This window comes from Bradyrhizobium sp. AS23.2, from assembly GCF_001908185.1.
In the GTDB taxonomy this organism is placed as follows: Bacteria; Pseudomonadota; Alphaproteobacteria; order Rhizobiales; family Xanthobacteraceae; genus Bradyrhizobium.
Map to the genome: position 1 here is coordinate 26,188 of NZ_LGHM01000110.1, position 15,933 is coordinate 42,120.

Here is a 15,933-nt window from a genome sequence, read left to right on the forward strand (position 1 = left end):
GTGGCGACGCCATTCGTCGCCGACCTAGATCGCGATTGGATAGACCGAGTCAGACATGTCCACCAAGCGCTGCTACTACGAAACGCTCGAAGTTGAACGCGACGCCGACGAGGGCAAGCTGAAATCGTCCTTCCGCAAGCTGGCGATGAAGTTCCACCCGGACCGCAATCCCGGGGACGACAGCAGCGAAATCAAGTTCAAGGAAATCAACGAGGCCTACGAGGTCCTGAAAGACAAGGACAAGCGCGCGGCCTATGACCGCTTCGGCCACGCCGCCTTCGAGCAGGGTGGCGGCGGCGGCGCCGGCTTCGGCGCGGGCTTCGCCTCCTCCTTCTCCGATATTTTCGAAGATCTGTTCGGCATGGCCGGGCAGCGCGGCCGCGGCGGCCGCGAGCGCGGCGCCGACCTGCGCTACAACATGGAAATCACGCTCGAGGAAGCCTTCGGCGGCAAGACCGCGCAGATCGAGATCCCGGTCTCGGTCACCTGCGAGGCCTGCTCGGGCATCGGTGCCAAGGCCGGCACCAAGCCGAAGACCTGCTCGACCTGCGGCGGCGCCGGCCGCGTGCGGCAGTCGCAGGGCTTCTTCACGCTCGAACGGACCTGCCCGGGCTGCCAGGGCCGCGGCCAGATGATCGAGGACGCCTGCCCGTCCTGCTCCGGCCAGGGTCGGGTCACCCGCGAGCGGACGCTGTCGGTCAACATTCCGCCCGGCGTCGAGGACGGCACCAGGATCAGGCTTGCCGGCGAAGGCGAGGCCGGCGTCCGCGGCGGCCCACCGGGCGACCTCTACATCTTCCTGTCGCTGGGCCAGCACCAGTTCTTCCAGCGCGACGGCGCCGATCTGCACTGCCGCGTGCCAATTTCGATGGTGACGGCTGCCCTCGGCGGCGAATTCGAGGTGCCGACCATCGAGAAGGGCAAGGCCAAGGTGAAGGTCCCCGCCGGAACCCAGTCGAACCGCCGATTCCGCATTGCATCAAAGGGCATGCCGGTGCTGCGCTCGCGCCAGACGGGCGACATGTATGTCCAGGTCGTGGTCGAGACCCCGCAAAATCTCACCAAGAAGCAGCAGGAATTGCTGGCCGAGTTCGAAAAGCTCTCCTCCGGCAATACCCAGCCGGAATCCGAGGGCTTCTTCGCCAAGGTCAAGGATTTCTTCGGTAATCGGGCCAACTGACTCGTCTTGACCGTATCGCCTGCGGCCTATACCTCTTTATGACCATTTTCTGACATGCCGCAGTCGCGCGGTCCCTCTGGTCCTGACATGCCATTGCCATCGTCTGCGCGTGCGTTGAAGAAGCCTCGTCTCGATGATGAGGTGCGTTTCCTCAGGTCGTGGATCGAAAAGCCACTGCACATGGGCGCGGTGATGCCTTCGGGCAAGCTCCTTGCCCGGACCATGGCCCATTACGTCGATGTCGACTCCGACGCACCGGTGGTCGAGCTCGGGCCCGGCACCGGCGCCATCACCTCGGCCCTGATCGAGCGCGGCGTCGACCAGAAGCGCCTCGTCCTCGTCGAATACAATCCCGGCTTCTGCGCCCTGCTGCGCGATCGCTATCCGCAGGCCAAGGTAGTGCAGGGCGATGCCTACCGCCTGCGCGATACGCTCTGGAACGTGTTGAGCGCGCCCGCCTCCGCCGTGGTCTCTGGCCTGCCGCTGGTGACCAAGCCGATGCTGACGCGACTGCGGCTGATCCGCGACGCCTTCACGGCGCTCGCGCCTGGCGCGCCCTTCGTGCAGTTCACCTATGCGGTCGTGCCGCCGATCCCGAAATCGTTGCCCGGCGTGTCCACAGAGGCCTCGGAACGGATCTGGATGAACCTTCCGCCGGCCCGCGTCTGGGTGTATCGCAAGAACTAATTCCGCCGGCTTCCCTCTTTGCGCGGCGGGCTCGTTTCGCCGAACGCATTGGATCGGATGCCCGCACCAAAAATCCTGATCATTCCCGGCTCGCTGCGCACCGGTTCGCACAATGCGAAACTGGCGGCGGTCGCGGCCTATGAATTCGCCCAGGCCGGCGTCGACGTCACCTGCATCTCGCTCGCCGATTTTCCGCTGCCGATCTATGACGGCGATCTTCAGGCCAAGTCCGGCGTGCCCAAGCACGCCGTCAATCTCAAGCGCATGATCGGCACGCATCATGGCGTGCTGATCGTCTCGCCCGAGTACAATGCCTCGGTGCCGCCGCTGCTCAAGAACGCGATCGACTGGGTCAGCCGCGTGCAGGACCCTCACGAGGCGCGCGGCGAGGTGTTTCGCAACCGCGCCTTCGCGCTCGCAGGCGCCTCGCAGAGCCGGCTGGGCGCTGCCCGCGCGCTCCAGGCGTTGCGGTTGATCCTGACCTCCTGCCACGCCAATGTGATTGCCAGCCAGCTCACGCTCGCCTTTGCCGACCAGGCCTATGACGATATGGACAGACTCAAGAACCAGGCCGATATCGACGCGCTGAAGGAGCTGGTGCGGCAGGTGATCGACATTTCCCAACGCATGATGTGAGGTGCCATGACGCCAGCCGAAATCGCCCCGAAGGACCGCCTGATCGTCGCGCTCGATTTGCCGAGCGTTGATGCCGCGGAGGCGATGGTCAACCGGCTCGGTGACAGCGTCAGCTTCTACAAGATCGGCTATCGGCTCGCTTATGCCGGCGGATTGCCGCTGGTCGGCAAGCTCGCCGACAAGGGCAAGAAGGTCTTTCTCGATCTCAAGCTCCACGACATCGGCAACACCGTGACGCAAGGCGTCGAGAGCATCACCAGGCTCGGCGCAACCTTCCTCACCGTGCACGCCTATCCGCAGACCATGAAGGGCGCCGTCGAAGGCCGCGGCAGCTCTGGCCTGAAGATCCTCGCCGTGACGGTGCTGACCTCCTACAACGAAGACGATCTGCACGCGGCCGGCTACCGGCTCGGCGTCTCCGAACTGGTGGAGGCGCGCGCGCAGCAGGCGCAGGTGCTTGGCATCGACGGGCTCGTGTCGTCGCCCGAGGAGGTCGGTAGCCTTCGCAAGATCGTCGGCCACCAGATGCACCTCGTCACGCCCGGCATCCGGCCGGCGGGCGCGGCGACCGGCGACCAGAAGCGCATCATGACGCCGGGCCGCGCGATCACTGCGGGCGCCGATTATCTCGTCGTCGGGCGGCCGGTGGTGGAAGCCACGGACCCCAGGGCGATCGCTGACGCCATCCAGGCCGAGATCGCACAGGCGCTTGGCTAGAGCATGATCCCGAAAAGTGTGCAGCGGTTTTCCGATCAGATCATGCCCAAATAGGTGGCAACAACCAGGGAGAAGAACAATGGCAAAAGGCTACTGGATCGGACGCGTCGACGTGAGCAATGACGAGGGCTACAAGCCCTATGCCGTCGCCAACGGTCCGATCTTCAAGAAATGGGGTGGCCGCTTCGTCGTCCGCGCCGGCAAGTTCACCACCGTCGAAGGCGCCAGCCGCACCCGCAACGTCGTGATCGAATTCCCGGATTACGAGACCGCGATCGCCTGTTACAACTCGCCGGAATACCAGGCCAACATCAAGGTGCGCCAGCCGCACTCGATCGCCGACCTCATCATCATCGAGGGCTATGACGGCCCGCAGCCGTCGTAGGGTTTCCACGACACCAGACGCTGTCATTCCGGGGCGCCCGAAGGGCGAACCCGGAATCTCGCGCCACCACTCTGGATTCCGGGTTCGATGCTCCGCATCGCCCCGGAATGACGGCCTATGGTCCCTCGGTTGCCGGAACTGCATCCCCCCGCTACAACGGCCCCGAAGAGGATCACACCATGTCCGACATGCGCTTGATTGTTGCTGGAGCCGGTGGCCGGATGGGCCGCGCGTTGACGCGGGCGATTGCCGACACCGAAGGCGCGGTGCTGGCCGGCGCGCTGGAGGCGCCGGGCTCGGAGCTGCTCGGTAAGGATGCCGGCGTGCTCGCTGGCCTGCCCGCCAATGGCATCATGCTTTCCGCCGATCTCTGGGCGATGTCGAAGGAGGCCGACGGCATTCTCGATTTCACCGTGCCGGCCGCGACCATCGCCAATGTCGCGATCGCCGCCGAGCGCGGCATCGTACACGTCGTCGGCACCACCGGCCTGTCGGCCTCCGACAACGCCGTGATCAAGAGCGTCACAAACCGCGCGGTCGTGGTGCAGTCCGGCAATATGAGCCTGGGCGTCAACCTGCTCGCCGCCGTGGTCAAGCGCGTCGCCAAGGCGCTCGACGAGAGCTTCGATATCGAAGTCGTGGAAACGCACCACCGCATGAAGGTCGATGCGCCCTCAGGCACCGCGCTGATGCTGGGCCAGGCCGCTGCAGCCGGCCGCGGCATCTCGCTCGAGGAGCATTCGGAACGTGGCCGCGACGGCATCACCGGCGCACGCAAGCCCGGCAACATCGGCTTCGCGTCCCTGCGTGGCGGCACCGTCGCCGGCGAGCACAGCGTGACGTTCCTCGGTCCGTTCGAGCGCCTGACGCTGTCGCACCTCGCCGAAGACCGCATGCTGTTCGCGCACGGTGCGCTGAAGGCGGCGCTGTGGGCGCACGGCAAGAAGCCGGGGCACTACTCCATGGCCGACGTGCTCGGCCTCGCAGACATCTGAGCGAGCTGGAGCATGATCCGGACCCGAAGGGCCGCGTTAGCGCAAAGTGCGAGCGGTTTTCCGACAAGATCATGCTCAAACAATAACCTGAATGGAAAGCAGTCAATGAGCGAACGTCTTCTCGTGCTCGTGCGTCACGGCCAGAGCGAATGGAATCTGAAGAACCTGTTCACGGGTTGGAAGGATCCCGATCTCACCGAGCTCGGCGTGACCGAGGCGAAGCAAGCCGGCCGCAAGCTGAAGGCGCAGGGCCTCGTGTTCGACGTCGCCTACACCTCGGTGCTGACGCGCGCGCAGCACACGCTCGATCTCATCCTCGGCGAGCTCGGCCAGGAAGGCCTGCCGACATCGAAGAACCTCGCGCTGAACGAGCGCGACTATGGCGATCTGTCCGGCCTCAACAAGGACGACGCTCGCAAGAAATGGGGCGAGGACCAGGTGCTGGTCTGGCGCCGCTCCTACGACGTGCCGCCGCCCGGCGGCGAGAGCCTGAAGGACACGCTGGCGCGCGCACTGCCCTATTACGTGCAGGAGATCCTGCCCGGCGTGCTCAACGGCAAGCGCACGCTGGTTGCTGCCCACGGCAATTCGCTGCGCGCGCTGATCATGGTGCTGGAAAAGCTCTCGCCCGAAGGCATCTTGAAGCGCGAGCTCGCCACCGGCGTGCCGATCATCTACCGCCTCAATGCGGATTCGACCGTGGCGTCGAAGGTGGATCTGGCGGGCTAGCTTCGCCGCAAACGGCAGAGCCGTAGGGTGGGCAAAGGCGCATAGCGCCGTGCCCACCATTCTCCCGCGATCGCTGATGCATAGTGGGCACGCTTCGCTTTGCCCACCCTACGGCAGCAGGCCTAGTGCATCCCCAGCTGCCCGGCCTCCCAGCCCAGCATCGCCTGCTTGCGGGTGATGCCCCAGTGGTAACCGGTGAGCGCGCCGCTCTTGCCGAGCGCGCGGTGGCAGGGCACGACGAACGAAACCGGGTTCCTGCCGACGGCAGCACCGACGGCGCGCGAGGCCTTCGGGTTGTTGATGTTGCAGGCGATGTCCGAATAGGACACCGCGCGGCCCATCGGGATCTTCAGCAGCGTCTCCCAGACCCGCACCTCGAAATCGGTGCCGATCATCACCACGCGCAGCGGCTGATCCGGCCGCCACAGTTTGGGGTCGAAGATGCGCTGCGCCAGTGGCGCTGTGCCCTCGTGATCTTCGACGTAAGTGGCCTTCGGCCAACGCCGCGTCATGTCGGCGAGCGCGGCCTTCTCCTCACCGTGATCGGCGAAGGCAAGACCCGACAGGCCGCGATCGGTCGCGATCACGATCGCCGTGCCGAACGGCGAGGGATGGAAGCCGTAGCGCAAGGTGAGGCCCGCGCCGCCGTTCTTCCATTCGCCCGGCGACATCGCTTCGTGGGTGACGAAGAGATCGTGCAGCCGGCCGGGGCCCGAGAGGCCCGAGTCGAGCGCGGCGTCGAGGATGCTCGCCGAGTCCCGCAGGAGTCCCTTTGCGTGATCGAGCGTCAGCGCCTGCATGAAGGCCTTCGGTGTGATCGAGGCCCAGCGGCGGAACAGATGGTGCAACTCATCCGGCGTGACGCCGGCCGCATCGGCCATCGCTTCGATGGTCGGCTGCGCGCGCCAGTTCTCCGAGATGAACGCGATCGCCCGGCGCACGGAGTCATAATCGCGCAGCGCGGCGCTCTGGTGGCCCGGCCTGGCCAGGCGCTGGTCATGTATGGCGAGTGTCATCATGACCTGAAATGTAGGAGAGCGTCGGGCGCGAAACCACCCGATTTCTGATCCGGAATCAGGAAATTGGATTGTAGGTCGGACCGCGCCTCGCGGCATTCAACGCCTCGACCAAGCCTTTGTAAAAGCTCGTCTTTTCTTCGGGTCCCAAAAAGCCGGCGATCTGCAGCCGGTGCCCGCGCGAGATCAGGTAGAGATGCTCGAGGCCAAAGTCCTCGTCGACCTCCTGGTCGAGCCGGACCCAGAGCGGGTTGAACGTCCATTCGGCGACATGGCCACGATGGCTGACCCGGCGCACGCGCAATTCCGACGGCGTCACCACGATCTGCTCGCTCGCCCGCGCGGCGCGGAAATTGACCTTGAAGGCCCACCAGATCACCAGTACGTCGAGGCCGAAGAAGCCGAACACAGGCCAGGCGCCCATCATCAGGAAGACGAGGCCGGTGACGAAACTGACCACGCTCACGAACAGCATCACGGCGAGGAAGCCGGTGCGGTTGAGCGAGCGGTGCGGCGTCAGCATCGCCGAGAAGATCTGCACCTCGCGCTCAATTTCGTTGCCTGTGCTCATCGTCCCTCAGTATATCCCGATCATGGCGAAAATCACCCGCAAGCCGGCCCCGCGCAAAGCGCCCGTGCCGAAGAAAAAGGCAAAGGCGACTGTTGCCAGGCCAAGGGCTCTCGCGAAGAAATCGCTCAAGGCTACGAAGCCCAAGTCTACAAAACCTTGGACGCCGGCCGAGATCCACGAGGTCTTCAGCCGTTTCCGCAAAGCCAATCCCGAGCCGAAAGGCGAACTCGAGCACGTCAATCCGTTCACGCTGCTGGTCGCCGTGGTGCTGTCGGCGCAGGCGACCGACGCCGGAGTCAACAAGGCGACGCGCGAATTGTTCAAAGTTGCCGACACCCCGCAGAAGATGCTCGACCTCGGCGAAGAACGCCTGCGCGAATACATCAAGACCATCGGCCTCTACCGTACCAAGGCAAAGAACGTCATTGCCCTGTCGGCAAAAGTGCTAGCCGAGTTCGGCGGCAAAGTGCCGCGCACGCGAGCCGAGATCGAGTCGCTGCCCGGCGCCGGGCGCAAGACCGCCAACGTGGTGCTCAACATGGCCTTTGGCGAGCACACCATGGCGGTCGACACGCATGTCTTCCGCGTCGGCAATCGCACGGGGCTCGCGCCCGGCAAGACGCCGCTGGAAGTCGAGTTTGGTCTCGAAAAGGTGATCCCGGCCGAGTTCATGCTGCATGCCCATCATTGGCTGATCCTGCACGGCCGCTATACTTGCCTTGCGCGTAAGCCGCGCTGCGAGGTTTGCCTGATCAACGATCTCTGCCGATGGCCGGAAAAGACGGTCTGAGGGAGCATCTGCCGTCAGACCGGGGCGATGCGCAAGCATCGAACTCAGGTGCGCAATTGCGCACCAGAGAATCTCGAGATTCCGGGTTCGCCTCTTCGAGGCGTTCCGGAACGGCAGCGAGAGTTGTGTCCGGGCAAGCCGGTTGTGTCTACCGTCACCGCATCTGCCGCGCCGGCTCGATCAGCTCGGGGCGCGCTCCGGACAGGCGCTTGTGCATGTGGACCATGAACGCCATGCCGAAGATCGGCGTCGCCAGGTTGACGATCGGGATCGAGACGAAAGCAGCGATGAACAGGCCGGCAGTGAAGATGGTGGCGGCATTGTCGCGCCGCATTGCCTTGGCGTCCTCCGGTGAACGGAAGCGCATCGCCGCGAGCTCGAAATATTCGCGACCCAGCAGCCATGCGGCGGCGAGGAAGAAGATCAGGAAACCGGCGCCGGCGAAAAACACCAGCGGCAGCGCGGCGAGATAAACCAAAAGCGTCAGCAGCGCGGTCTTGACGCCCTCGAGGATCGCCTGGTTGAAGGGCAGCGCGACGCCCGGCCGCTCGGCCGAATAGTGCTCGCGCTCGACGATGTCGGCGACGTCGTCGACGAACAGGCTCGCCACCAGCGAGGTGATCGCGGGCATCAGGAACACGCCGCCGAACACAACGCCAAGGCCGGCTGCGATTGAGACGATCCAGGCCAGGACCTCGAGCGAGGAGTGCCAGCTCGGCCCGAGCAGGCCTTCCAGCCAGACCTCGCCATAGGTCGCAAACCAGCTCAGGAGCCGCTGCAAGCCGATCGCCAGCACGGTGATCAGCACCAGTGCGACACCGATCGAGCGCCACAGGATCGAGCGCATCGCCGGCGACAGCATTTGCGACAGCGCCTTCACGGCGGCATCCAGCATGGGAGTTCCTCTCACGAAAACCACCCGCGAGAGGTAGACACCCCAGGCCGCTTCGGCAAGGGAGGCTGACCCGTCAGTTCCTGCGGCTTAAGGCTCAGCCGCTCTCGTGTCCCGGATGCGGCGCGGCATGTCCCCGCGATGCGAAGCATCGTCCGGTCCGACGCGCCGCAGAGCCGGGACCCAGGAGCTTGCGCTCGCGGTGAGATGGGCCCTGGCTCTGCAGCGCATCGCCCAAGAAGCGCTGCGCAGCGTCCGGGGCACGAGAGGATGGCTCCTACTCGTGCCGGTGCCCGTGCTTCCGTGCCCTCGCCGGCTTTCCCTCGCCCGTCGGGATCATCACCACGCGGCCGTAGCGTACGCCGCGTTCGGCGATGATGTGGTCGGCGAAATGCCTGACTTCGGCGGCGTCGCCGCGCAGCGCCGTCATCTCCATGCAATTGTTGTCGTCGAGATGGACATGCAGGGTCGCCAGCGCGAGGTCGTGGTGGCCGTGGAATTCCTGCACCAGGCGCTTGGAGAGATCGCGCGCGGCATGGTCGTAGACATAGACGAGGCCGGCGACGCAGGAGCCGGTCTGTGCGGTGTCTTCCGTGCTCTGTTGCAGGCCGGCGCGAGCGAGGTCGCGGATGATCTCGGAGCGGTTCTGGTAGCCGCGCGCTTCGGCCGCAGCATCAATCTCCGCCAGCAGATCGTCCTCGATCGTGATCGTAATTCGCTGCATCTGGTCCTCTCCGCGGGCGCTGCTCTCTCTTACCTCGCCCCGCGTGCGGGGAGAGGTCGGAATTCAAGCGTAGCTTGAATTCCGGGTGAGGGGGAATCTCCGCGAGTCCAACTCTTACCGTCCTTGTGGAGACTCCCCCTCACCCCAACCCTCTCCCCGCAAGCGGGGCGCGGGAGCAACGGCAGCGCTCACAGCCGCGTCGTGCGAAGCCGCAGCGCATTTCCGACCACGCTGACCGAGGACAGCGCCATCGCGGCCGCGGCGATGATCGGTGATAGCAGCACGCCGAGCGTCGGATAGAGGATGCCGGCTGCGATCGGAATGCCGGCGGCGTTGTAGATGAAGGCGAAGAACAGGTTCTGCCGGATGTTGCTCATGGTCGCCTGCGACAGCTTTCGCGCGCGGACAATACCGGTGAGATCGCCCTTCAGAAGCGTGACGCCGGCGCTCTCCATCGCCACATCCGTGCCGGTGCCCATGGCGATGCCGACCTCGGCTGCGGCCAGTGCGGGCGCGTCATTGACGCCGTCGCCGGCCATCGCGACGCTGCGGCCCGCCTTCTGCAGCTTCGTCACCACCGCGCTCTTCTGATCCGGCAGCACCTCGGCCTCGACGGAAGCGATGCCGAGCCTGCGCGCCACCGCTTCCGCCGTGGTGCGGTTGTCGCCGGTCAGCATGATGACCTTGATGCCCTCGGCCGCCAGCGCCTTCAGCGCCTCCGGGGTCGAGGCCTTGACCGGATCGGCGATCGCGAACAGGCCGGAGAGCTTGTTGTCGACGGCCATGTTGATCACGGTGGCGCCGTCCTGGCGCAGGCGTTCGGCCTCGGCGTCCAGCGCCGTCGTGTCGATGCCGATCGACCGCAGATATTTCGCGTTTCCGAGCACGATGCTCTTGCCGTCGACGTTGCCTGTCGCACCCCTGCCGGTGGGCGAGTCGAAATGCTCGACTTGCCCAAGAGCAAGTTGCTTTTCCTTCGCCGCGCGCACGATCGCGTCGGCCAGGGGATGCTCGCTGGCGCGCTCGACGCTGGCTGCCAACCGCAGGATATCATCTTCCGCAAAGCCGGCTGCCGGGACGATCGCGACAACCTTGGGCTTGCCCTCGGTCAGCGTGCCGGTCTTGTCGACCACGAGCGTGTCGATCTTCTCCATCCGCTCCAGCGCCTCGGCGTTCTTGATCAGCACGCCTGCCTGCGCGCCGCGGCCGACGCCGACCATGATCGACATCGGGGTCGCTAAGCCCAGGGCACAGGGGCAGGCAATGATCAGCACGCTGACGGCGGCGACCAGGCCGAAGGCCAGCCGCGGTTCCGGCCCGAACCAGGCCCAGGCGGCGAAGGCGACGATGGCGACGGCGATGACGGTCGGGACGAACCAGCCCGCGACCTGGTCGGCCAGGCGCTGGATCGGTGCGCGCGAGCGCTGCGCGTCCGCGACCATCTGCACGATCTGCGACAGCAGGGTCTCGCGCCCGACCTTGTCGGCACGCATGATGAAGCTGCCGGACTGGTTGAGCGTGCCGGCGATCACCTTTGCACCTGGCTCCTTGGTGACCGGCATCGATTCGCCTGTTACGAGCGATTCGTCGAGCGAGGAACGGCCTTCGAGAATGATGCCGTCAACGGGCACTTTCTCGCCGGGGCGGACGCGCAAGGAATCGCCGGCATGGAGCGAATCGATCTCGACCTCGTGCTCGTTGCCGTCGGCATCGACGCGTCGCGCGGTCTTCGGCGCGAGCTGCAGCAGCGCCTTGATCGCGCCCGATGTCGCGTCGCGGGCGCGCAGCTCCAGCACCTGGCCGAGCAGCACCAGCACGGTGATGACCGCGGCGGCCTCGAAATAGACCGCGACCGCGCCTTCATGGCCGCGGAAGGTTGCGGGGAAAATCTGCGGCGCGATGGTGCCGATCAGGCTGTAGACATAGGCGACGCCGGTGCCCATCGCGATCAGCGTGAACATGTTGAGATTGCGCGTGAGCAGCGACTGCCAGCCGCGGACCAGAAACGGCCAACCGGCCCAGAACACCACGGGCGTGGCGAAGACGAGCTGGATCCAGTTCGACAGCGTCGGATCGATCCAGTTGTGTGGCCCGGCGAGATGGCCGCCCATCTCCAGCACCACGGCCGGCAGCGCCAGCGCGCCGCCGATCCAGAACCGCCGCGTCATGTCGGCGAGTTCGGGATTGGGTCCTGTGTCCAGGCTTGCCACTTCCGGCTCCAGCGCCATGCCGCAGATCGGGCAGCTTCCCGGACCGACCTGGCGGATCTCCGGATGCATTGGGCAGGTGTAGATCGTGCCCGCGGGCATCTCCGGCTCGGGCGCCCCGTCCTTGGCTAGATATTTGGCCGGATCAGCGGCGAATTTGGTGCGGCAGCCGGCCGAGCAGAAATGGAAGGTCTCGCCGTGATGGTCGAAGCGGTGCTTTGAGGTCGCGGGATCGACCGTCATGCCGCAGACGGGATCAAGGACCTTTGTCGCGGCTGCGCCAAGGTCTTGGCCGTGGTGATGCGCATGGCCGGCATGATCGCCGTGTCCGCCGCAGCAGGACGAGGCCGCGGGCTTGGGAGCGGGCGGGGTGGCGTGAGCGGAACAGCCGCATCCCGAATGAGCCTGCGTGTCGTGGTGATGCTTGTGTTCTGCGTCGTTCATTTCCATGCTCCGGCCTTGCAACCCATACCCGGTAGGGGTATATAGACCTCATGCGCAAAGACATCAAGGCATCCGTCGGAAAACGTCTCGGCCGGATCGAGGGCCAGGTTCGCGGCCTCTCGAAAATGGTCGAGGAGGACCGTTACTGCATCGACATCGTGACGCAGATCTCGGCGGTGCGCGCCGCGCTGCGTCGGGTCGAGGAGGAGGTTTTGAAGGATCACGTCGCCCATTGCGTCGAGCATGCCATCGCAAGCGGCGACAAGGCCGATCAGCGCGAGAAGATCGCGGAGTTGATGGCGGTGATCGGACGGGCGGAACGATAAATTTCCACCGTCATTGCGAGGAGCGCAGCGACGAAGCAATCCAGACTGTCACGATGGAAAGACTCTGGATTGCTTCGCGGAGCCTGTCATCGGGCCGCGCTTTGCGCGGACCCGTTGGCTCGCAATGACGGTGGGGTTGATGCCCTACGCTGCGAGCTTCTTGAGCAGGCGGAGATGCTCCAAGTCGGTGATGCGTTCGACCATCTCCGCGGGCTGCGCGGTTTCGGCCGTCACTTCTGCAGCCGAAATCTCAGCCGGCGCTTCTTCGTCAATCGCTTCAGGAACGAGCGGCGGCGAACTGAACGTTTCTGGAAACACACCGAACGAGGCCGCTACCTCCTCGAGCGGCTTCTGCTTGTCGGACCAATGCAGGGCCGTGTAGTCGAAGCCGTGCACGATGGTGGGTTTGACGACTTCGAAATAGGGCGAGATGTCGAAGTCGCGGGGCATGTAGAGCGAGGAATCGCGAATGTGCAGGATCTCGCGGCGGGCGGCGCGGCTGCCGGCCTTGGTGATCTTCGGCAGGATCGGGTAGCGCACGGCGTCGAAGGCCTGCGCGATCAGCGCCGAGCAGATGATCTTGGTCGGGTCGCCCGAGCCGATCGCGATCATGCGCCGCCGCCAGCGCTGCGGCACCGGCACCGGGAACAGGAAGCGCATGAGGTCGATGATGTTCTTGGTGTCATAGCCGAAGCCGATGCGGTTGATCGCATAGCGGCAGACCGTAGTGCGGTCCTCATGGGATAGCCCGACCGGACGGCAGACCCGGGTGTGATACGGGAAGTATTTCGACAGCGGTGCGGAGGTGACGCCTTCGCCGATATTGGCCTCGATCAGCACATGCGGCTCGCCGTTGGGCTCTTCCGCGCCCTCGACCGGGCCGACATAGAGCGCGGCATGCGACCAGGTCGACTGCGTCAGATACTTGATGATGCCGGAGATGCGGTTATTGCCCTCGACCAGCAGCACGTCGCCCGGCTCGATGACGCCGCGCAGATGTTCCGGGTCGCTTGGCGTGAACGGCTCGTAGCCCGGCACCTCCTTCGAGAGGTACGCGGCAATCAGCTTGCCGACTGAATCTAAGACCGTCCCCATGTCGAACTCCCCCACGGCCTTTTCCGGCCGCCTTTTTTCCATTCTCTATCATGGTCGAAACGTGTTGCAATTCAGTTCATCGTTCTGTGAGATCAAGCACGATTGATTCACCATGATGGTTGCCGTGCAACACCAGATGCAGCAAGGTTCGCTGGCTGTTCCCTTTCGTCGCAAGTTCCCGGAAACCATGACATGACAATCACGCGGCGCGGTTTCCTTTCGGCGTCAGCGGCCCTTGCCGCGATGCCGGTCCTGCGCGTCACGGCCGCTACCTTGCCGCGCGACGCTGACATTGTCGTGATCGGCGCGGGAGCTGCGGGAATCGCCGCGGCGCGGCGCATCATGGCGGCCAACCGCAAGGTCGTGGTGGTGGAAGCGGCATCGCAGATCGGCGGCCGCTGCATCACGGACAGCACGACCTTCGACACGCCGTTCGACCGCGGCGCGCGCTGGATGCACAACCCTGACACCAATCCGATGATCCGGCTGGCGCGCAGCGCCGGGCTCGAAGTGATTCAGGCGCCCTCAGGCCAGAAGATGCGGATCGGTCGCCGCAACGCCCGTGCGGGCGAGACCGAGGAATTTCTGGCGGCGCTGGTGCGTGCCAATCGGGCCATCGACGAGGCCGCGCGCGGCAAGCTGGATAGCTCTTGCGCCTCCGTGCTGCCGAAGGATCTCGGCGATTGGGCCGGCGCGGTCGAGTTCGTGCTGGGCTCGAGCTTTGCCGGCAAGGATCTGAAGGAGCTGTCGGCGATCGACAAGGCGAGGGCGCAGGACCGAAATGCAGCGATCGCCTGCCGCCAGGGCTTGGGGACCCTGATCACGAAGCTCGGCGAGCAGGCGCCGGTCGCGCTGTCGACGCCGGCGAGCCGGATCGCCTGGAGCAATCGCGACGTCAGCGTGGAGACGCAAGCCGGCAAGATCGCCGCCCGCGCCGCCATCGTCACGGTGTCGACCAACGTGCTCACCGCGGGCGCCATCAAATTCGCGCCCGATATCCCCAAGCGCACGCTCGATGCCGCGTCAAAGCTCACCCTCGGCAGCTACGATCACATCGTGCTGCAGCTGCCGGGCAATCCGCTCGGCCTGTCGCGCGACGACATCCTCATCGAGCAGAGCAATTCGACGCGCACGGCGCTGCTGTTCGCCAATATGGGCGGCTCGTCGCTGTGCTCGATCGATGTCGGCGGCTCGTTCGGCCGCGATCTCTCCGAGCAGGGGGAGAAGGCAATGGCGGCCTTCGCGAAGGAATGGATCACAAAACTGTTCGGCAGCGAAGCTGCGGCCGCCGTGCAGAAGACCAGCGCGACGCGCTGGAACGCTTCGCCCTATGTCATGGGCGCGATGTCGGCGGCCGCTCCCGGCGGCCAGCTCTCGCGCAAGATCCTGACCGAGCCGATGGGCAATGTGTTCCTCGCCGGCGAAGCCACGCACGAGACGCTGTGGGGCACCGTCGACGGTGCCTGGGAAAGTGGCGAACGCGCCGCGGACGCAGCCCTCCGCAAGATCGGCGCGCTCAGGGACGAGCCCATCGAGGTGCCGACGCAGTCGACGAAGAAGCGCAGGGCACCGCGGCAGTAGGGCAAACAAGCCGCAACCTATTCAGCTGTCGTCCCGGACAAGCGGAGCGCAGATCCGGGACCCATAACCACAGGGAGTAGTTTGACGAAGACTTGTGATTGTCAGCTCGCGCCACAACTTCTCCCTGGGGTTATGGGTCCCCGCGTTCGCGGGGACGACGGCGGAGAGAGTTAGCGCAATATGCCGTCCAAAGCCGGTAGCCCGACGATGACCGCCATCGCGATCAACCCGTAGCAAATCGCGCGAAAGACTTTCTCGCTGGCGCGTCCAAACAGCGAGGCGCCGAACGCGACGCCGATCGCATAGACCGGACCGACGATCAGCGAGAGCACCAGCGATTCGCGCGAGATCAGTCCGGTGGTCGCGTAGCTGATCATCGAGAAGAAGTCCGACGCGCCGAAGAACAGCACGATGTTGGCGCGCGCGACGATCGGCGCGATCGGGCGGCCGAGCCAATAGCCGACGATCGGCGGGCCGCCAGTCTGCGCCAGCCCGCTGCAGAAGCCCGAAAGGCCGCCGATGCCGACCGAGAGCCAGGCGTGATCCTTGCCGCGATAGCGCCAGCCCGATAGCAGCAGAAGCAAGAGCGCCGCGACGAAGCAGGAGATGATCCAACGCGTGGTGACTGGCTCGAGCACGCTGAGGAAATAGGTGCCGACGGGCACGCCGACCAGCGCGCCCAGCACGATCACGGCGGTGGCCTTGCGGTCAGCCTTCCGCCACGCGTCCGGCAGCAGCGGCGCCGCCGCGACGAAATCGATGACGAGGAGCAGGGCCGCGACGAGCCGTGGCGGCGCTACGCTGCTCGCGAGCGGCATGAAGATCAGGGCCGAACCAAAGCCGGAGAATCCGCGCGCGGTGCCCGAGACGAAAGCGACGGCGCAGAGCGCCATCGCGATGGTGAGGCTGACGTCCTTCGAGAGGAGGTCCGTAAGCGTCATGCTTGATGATTCTGGAG

17 protein-coding genes are annotated in these 15,933 nt (G+C 65.3%); 10 read left to right on the plus strand and 7 right to left on the minus strand.

The window, feature by feature from the left end; translation table 11 throughout:
- Window positions 1-55 precede the first annotated feature (55 nt).
- The 7 genes from dnaJ to AC630_RS23060 all read left to right on the plus strand — a co-directional run bounded on the left by dnaJ (window position 56) and on the right by AC630_RS23060 (window position 5,329).
- Complete coding sequence (gene dnaJ, locus AC630_RS23030) at window positions 56-1,180, plus strand: molecular chaperone DnaJ (RefSeq protein WP_074120736.1); 1,125 nt, start codon at window positions 56-58, stop codon at window positions 1,178-1,180.
- Between the two features lie 87 nt (window positions 1,181-1,267).
- Window positions 1,268-1,867, plus strand: a complete 600-nt coding sequence (locus AC630_RS23035; protein ID WP_074120765.1) for a class I SAM-dependent methyltransferase — start codon at window positions 1,268-1,270, stop codon at window positions 1,865-1,867.
- A gap of 57 nt (window positions 1,868-1,924) precedes the next feature.
- Window positions 1,925-2,503 carry an NADPH-dependent FMN reductase gene (locus tag AC630_RS23040; RefSeq protein WP_074120766.1) on the plus strand — a complete coding sequence of 193 codons (579 nt, stop codon included), beginning with the start codon at window positions 1,925-1,927 and terminating at the stop codon, window positions 2,501-2,503.
- 6 nt (window positions 2,504-2,509) lie between these two features.
- Entirely contained in the window at window positions 2,510-3,220 is a 711-nt protein-coding gene (gene pyrF, locus AC630_RS23045) for an orotidine-5'-phosphate decarboxylase (RefSeq protein ID WP_074120737.1), read from the plus strand.
- A gap of 79 nt (window positions 3,221-3,299) precedes the next feature.
- Window positions 3,300-3,605: a DUF1330 domain-containing protein gene (locus tag AC630_RS23050; protein WP_074120738.1), complete on the plus strand. Its 306-nt coding sequence runs from the start codon at window positions 3,300-3,302 to the stop codon at window positions 3,603-3,605.
- 179 nt (window positions 3,606-3,784) lie between these two features.
- Window positions 3,785-4,600 carry a 4-hydroxy-tetrahydrodipicolinate reductase gene (gene dapB / locus AC630_RS23055; protein ID WP_074120767.1) on the plus strand — a complete coding sequence of 272 codons (816 nt, stop codon included), beginning with the start codon at window positions 3,785-3,787 and terminating at the stop codon, window positions 4,598-4,600.
- A 105-nt stretch (window positions 4,601-4,705) separates the two neighbouring features.
- Entirely contained in the window at window positions 4,706-5,329 is a 624-nt protein-coding gene (locus AC630_RS23060) for a 2,3-bisphosphoglycerate-dependent phosphoglycerate mutase (RefSeq protein WP_074120739.1), read from the plus strand.
- A gap of 122 nt (window positions 5,330-5,451) precedes the next feature.
- Here AC630_RS23060 and AC630_RS23065 read toward each other — a convergent pair whose 3' ends face one another.
- Together AC630_RS23065 and AC630_RS23070 are read right to left on the minus strand one after the other, a co-directional pair.
- Window positions 5,452-6,348 (minus strand): methylated-DNA--[protein]-cysteine S-methyltransferase, encoded by an 897-nt coding sequence (locus AC630_RS23065; RefSeq protein WP_074120740.1) that lies wholly within the window; start codon window positions 6,346-6,348, stop codon window positions 5,452-5,454.
- A 55-nt stretch (window positions 6,349-6,403) separates the two neighbouring features.
- On the minus strand, window positions 6,404-6,916 hold the full coding sequence (locus tag AC630_RS23070; RefSeq protein ID WP_074120741.1) for a DUF2244 domain-containing protein: 513 nt from the start codon (window positions 6,914-6,916) through the stop codon (window positions 6,404-6,406).
- A gap of 22 nt (window positions 6,917-6,938) precedes the next feature.
- Here AC630_RS23070 and nth point away from each other — a divergent pair, with 22 nt between their 5' ends.
- A complete protein-coding gene (gene nth / locus AC630_RS23075) occupies window positions 6,939-7,706 on the plus strand; it encodes an endonuclease III (protein WP_074120768.1) in 768 nt (255 codons plus the stop codon).
- 154 nt (window positions 7,707-7,860) lie between these two features.
- Here nth and AC630_RS23080 read toward each other — a convergent pair whose 3' ends face one another.
- The 3 genes from AC630_RS23080 to AC630_RS23090 all read right to left on the minus strand — a co-directional run bounded on the left by AC630_RS23080 (window position 7,861) and on the right by AC630_RS23090 (window position 11,973).
- Complete coding sequence (locus AC630_RS23080) at window positions 7,861-8,601, minus strand: sulfate transporter family protein (RefSeq protein WP_074120742.1); 741 nt, start codon at window positions 8,599-8,601, stop codon at window positions 7,861-7,863.
- Window positions 8,602-8,875: 274 nt separating this feature from the next.
- Window positions 8,876-9,322, minus strand: coding sequence for a nickel-responsive transcriptional regulator NikR (gene nikR / locus AC630_RS23085; RefSeq protein ID WP_074120743.1), 447 nt, complete (start codon window positions 9,320-9,322; stop codon window positions 8,876-8,878).
- A 188-nt stretch (window positions 9,323-9,510) separates the two neighbouring features.
- A complete protein-coding gene (locus AC630_RS23090; RefSeq protein ID WP_074120769.1) occupies window positions 9,511-11,973 on the minus strand; it encodes a heavy metal translocating P-type ATPase in 2,463 nt (820 codons plus the stop codon).
- Between the two features lie 50 nt (window positions 11,974-12,023).
- Here AC630_RS23090 and AC630_RS23095 point away from each other — a divergent pair, with 50 nt between their 5' ends.
- Window positions 12,024-12,299 (plus strand): metal-sensitive transcriptional regulator, encoded by a 276-nt coding sequence (locus AC630_RS23095; protein ID WP_007598521.1) that lies wholly within the window; start codon window positions 12,024-12,026, stop codon window positions 12,297-12,299.
- A gap of 144 nt (window positions 12,300-12,443) precedes the next feature.
- On the opposite strand, the gene AC630_RS23100 is transcribed toward AC630_RS23095, so the two are convergent.
- Window positions 12,444-13,394: a YiiX/YebB-like N1pC/P60 family cysteine hydrolase gene (locus tag AC630_RS23100; protein WP_074120770.1), complete on the minus strand. Its 951-nt coding sequence runs from the start codon at window positions 13,392-13,394 to the stop codon at window positions 12,444-12,446.
- Between the two features lie 192 nt (window positions 13,395-13,586).
- Here AC630_RS23100 and AC630_RS23105 point away from each other — a divergent pair, with 192 nt between their 5' ends.
- Window positions 13,587-14,975, plus strand: coding sequence for a flavin monoamine oxidase family protein (locus tag AC630_RS23105; RefSeq protein WP_074120744.1), 1,389 nt, complete (start codon window positions 13,587-13,589; stop codon window positions 14,973-14,975).
- 170 nt (window positions 14,976-15,145) lie between these two features.
- On the opposite strand, the gene AC630_RS23110 is transcribed toward AC630_RS23105, so the two are convergent.
- The gene (locus AC630_RS23110; RefSeq protein ID WP_074120745.1) at window positions 15,146-15,916 is read right to left on the minus strand and encodes a sulfite exporter TauE/SafE family protein; all 771 of its coding nucleotides are present in this window, start codon (window positions 15,914-15,916) and stop codon (window positions 15,146-15,148) included.
- Window positions 15,917-15,933 lie beyond the last annotated feature (17 nt).

Bases quoted from the DNA above. Each gene is read 5' to 3' on its own strand.
- AC630_RS23070 (WP_074120741.1), bottom strand. From the start codon at position 6,916: ATGAGCACAGGCAACGAAATTGAGCGCGAGGTGCAGATCTTCTCGGCG.
- AC630_RS23050 (WP_074120738.1), top strand. From the start codon at position 3,300: ATGGCAAAAGGCTACTGGATCGGACGCGTCGACGTGAGCAATGACGAG.
- nikR (WP_074120743.1), bottom strand. From the start codon at position 9,322: ATGCAGCGAATTACGATCACGATCGAGGACGATCTGCTGGCGGAGATT.
- AC630_RS23100 (WP_074120770.1), bottom strand. From the start codon at position 13,394: ATGGGGACGGTCTTAGATTCAGTCGGCAAGCTGATTGCCGCGTACCTC.
- AC630_RS23090 (WP_074120769.1), bottom strand. From the start codon at position 11,973: ATGAACGACGCAGAACACAAGCATCACCACGACACGCAGGCTCATTCG.
- dapB (WP_074120767.1), top strand. From the start codon at position 3,785: ATGTCCGACATGCGCTTGATTGTTGCTGGAGCCGGTGGCCGGATGGGC.
- AC630_RS23095 (WP_007598521.1), top strand. From the start codon at position 12,024: ATGCGCAAAGACATCAAGGCATCCGTCGGAAAACGTCTCGGCCGGATC.
- AC630_RS23105 (WP_074120744.1), top strand. From the start codon at position 13,587: ATGACAATCACGCGGCGCGGTTTCCTTTCGGCGTCAGCGGCCCTTGCC.
- nth (WP_074120768.1), top strand. From the start codon at position 6,939: ATGGCGAAAATCACCCGCAAGCCGGCCCCGCGCAAAGCGCCCGTGCCG.
- pyrF (WP_074120737.1), top strand. From the start codon at position 2,510: ATGACGCCAGCCGAAATCGCCCCGAAGGACCGCCTGATCGTCGCGCTC.
- AC630_RS23060 (WP_074120739.1), top strand. From the start codon at position 4,706: ATGAGCGAACGTCTTCTCGTGCTCGTGCGTCACGGCCAGAGCGAATGG.
- AC630_RS23040 (WP_074120766.1), top strand. From the start codon at position 1,925: ATGCCCGCACCAAAAATCCTGATCATTCCCGGCTCGCTGCGCACCGGT.
- dnaJ (WP_074120736.1), top strand. From the start codon at position 56: ATGTCCACCAAGCGCTGCTACTACGAAACGCTCGAAGTTGAACGCGAC.
- AC630_RS23035 (WP_074120765.1), top strand. From the start codon at position 1,268: ATGCCATTGCCATCGTCTGCGCGTGCGTTGAAGAAGCCTCGTCTCGAT.
- AC630_RS23080 (WP_074120742.1), bottom strand. From the start codon at position 8,601: ATGCTGGATGCCGCCGTGAAGGCGCTGTCGCAAATGCTGTCGCCGGCG.
- AC630_RS23065 (WP_074120740.1), bottom strand. From the start codon at position 6,348: ATGATGACACTCGCCATACATGACCAGCGCCTGGCCAGGCCGGGCCAC.
- AC630_RS23110 (WP_074120745.1), bottom strand. From the start codon at position 15,916: ATGACGCTTACGGACCTCCTCTCGAAGGACGTCAGCCTCACCATCGCG.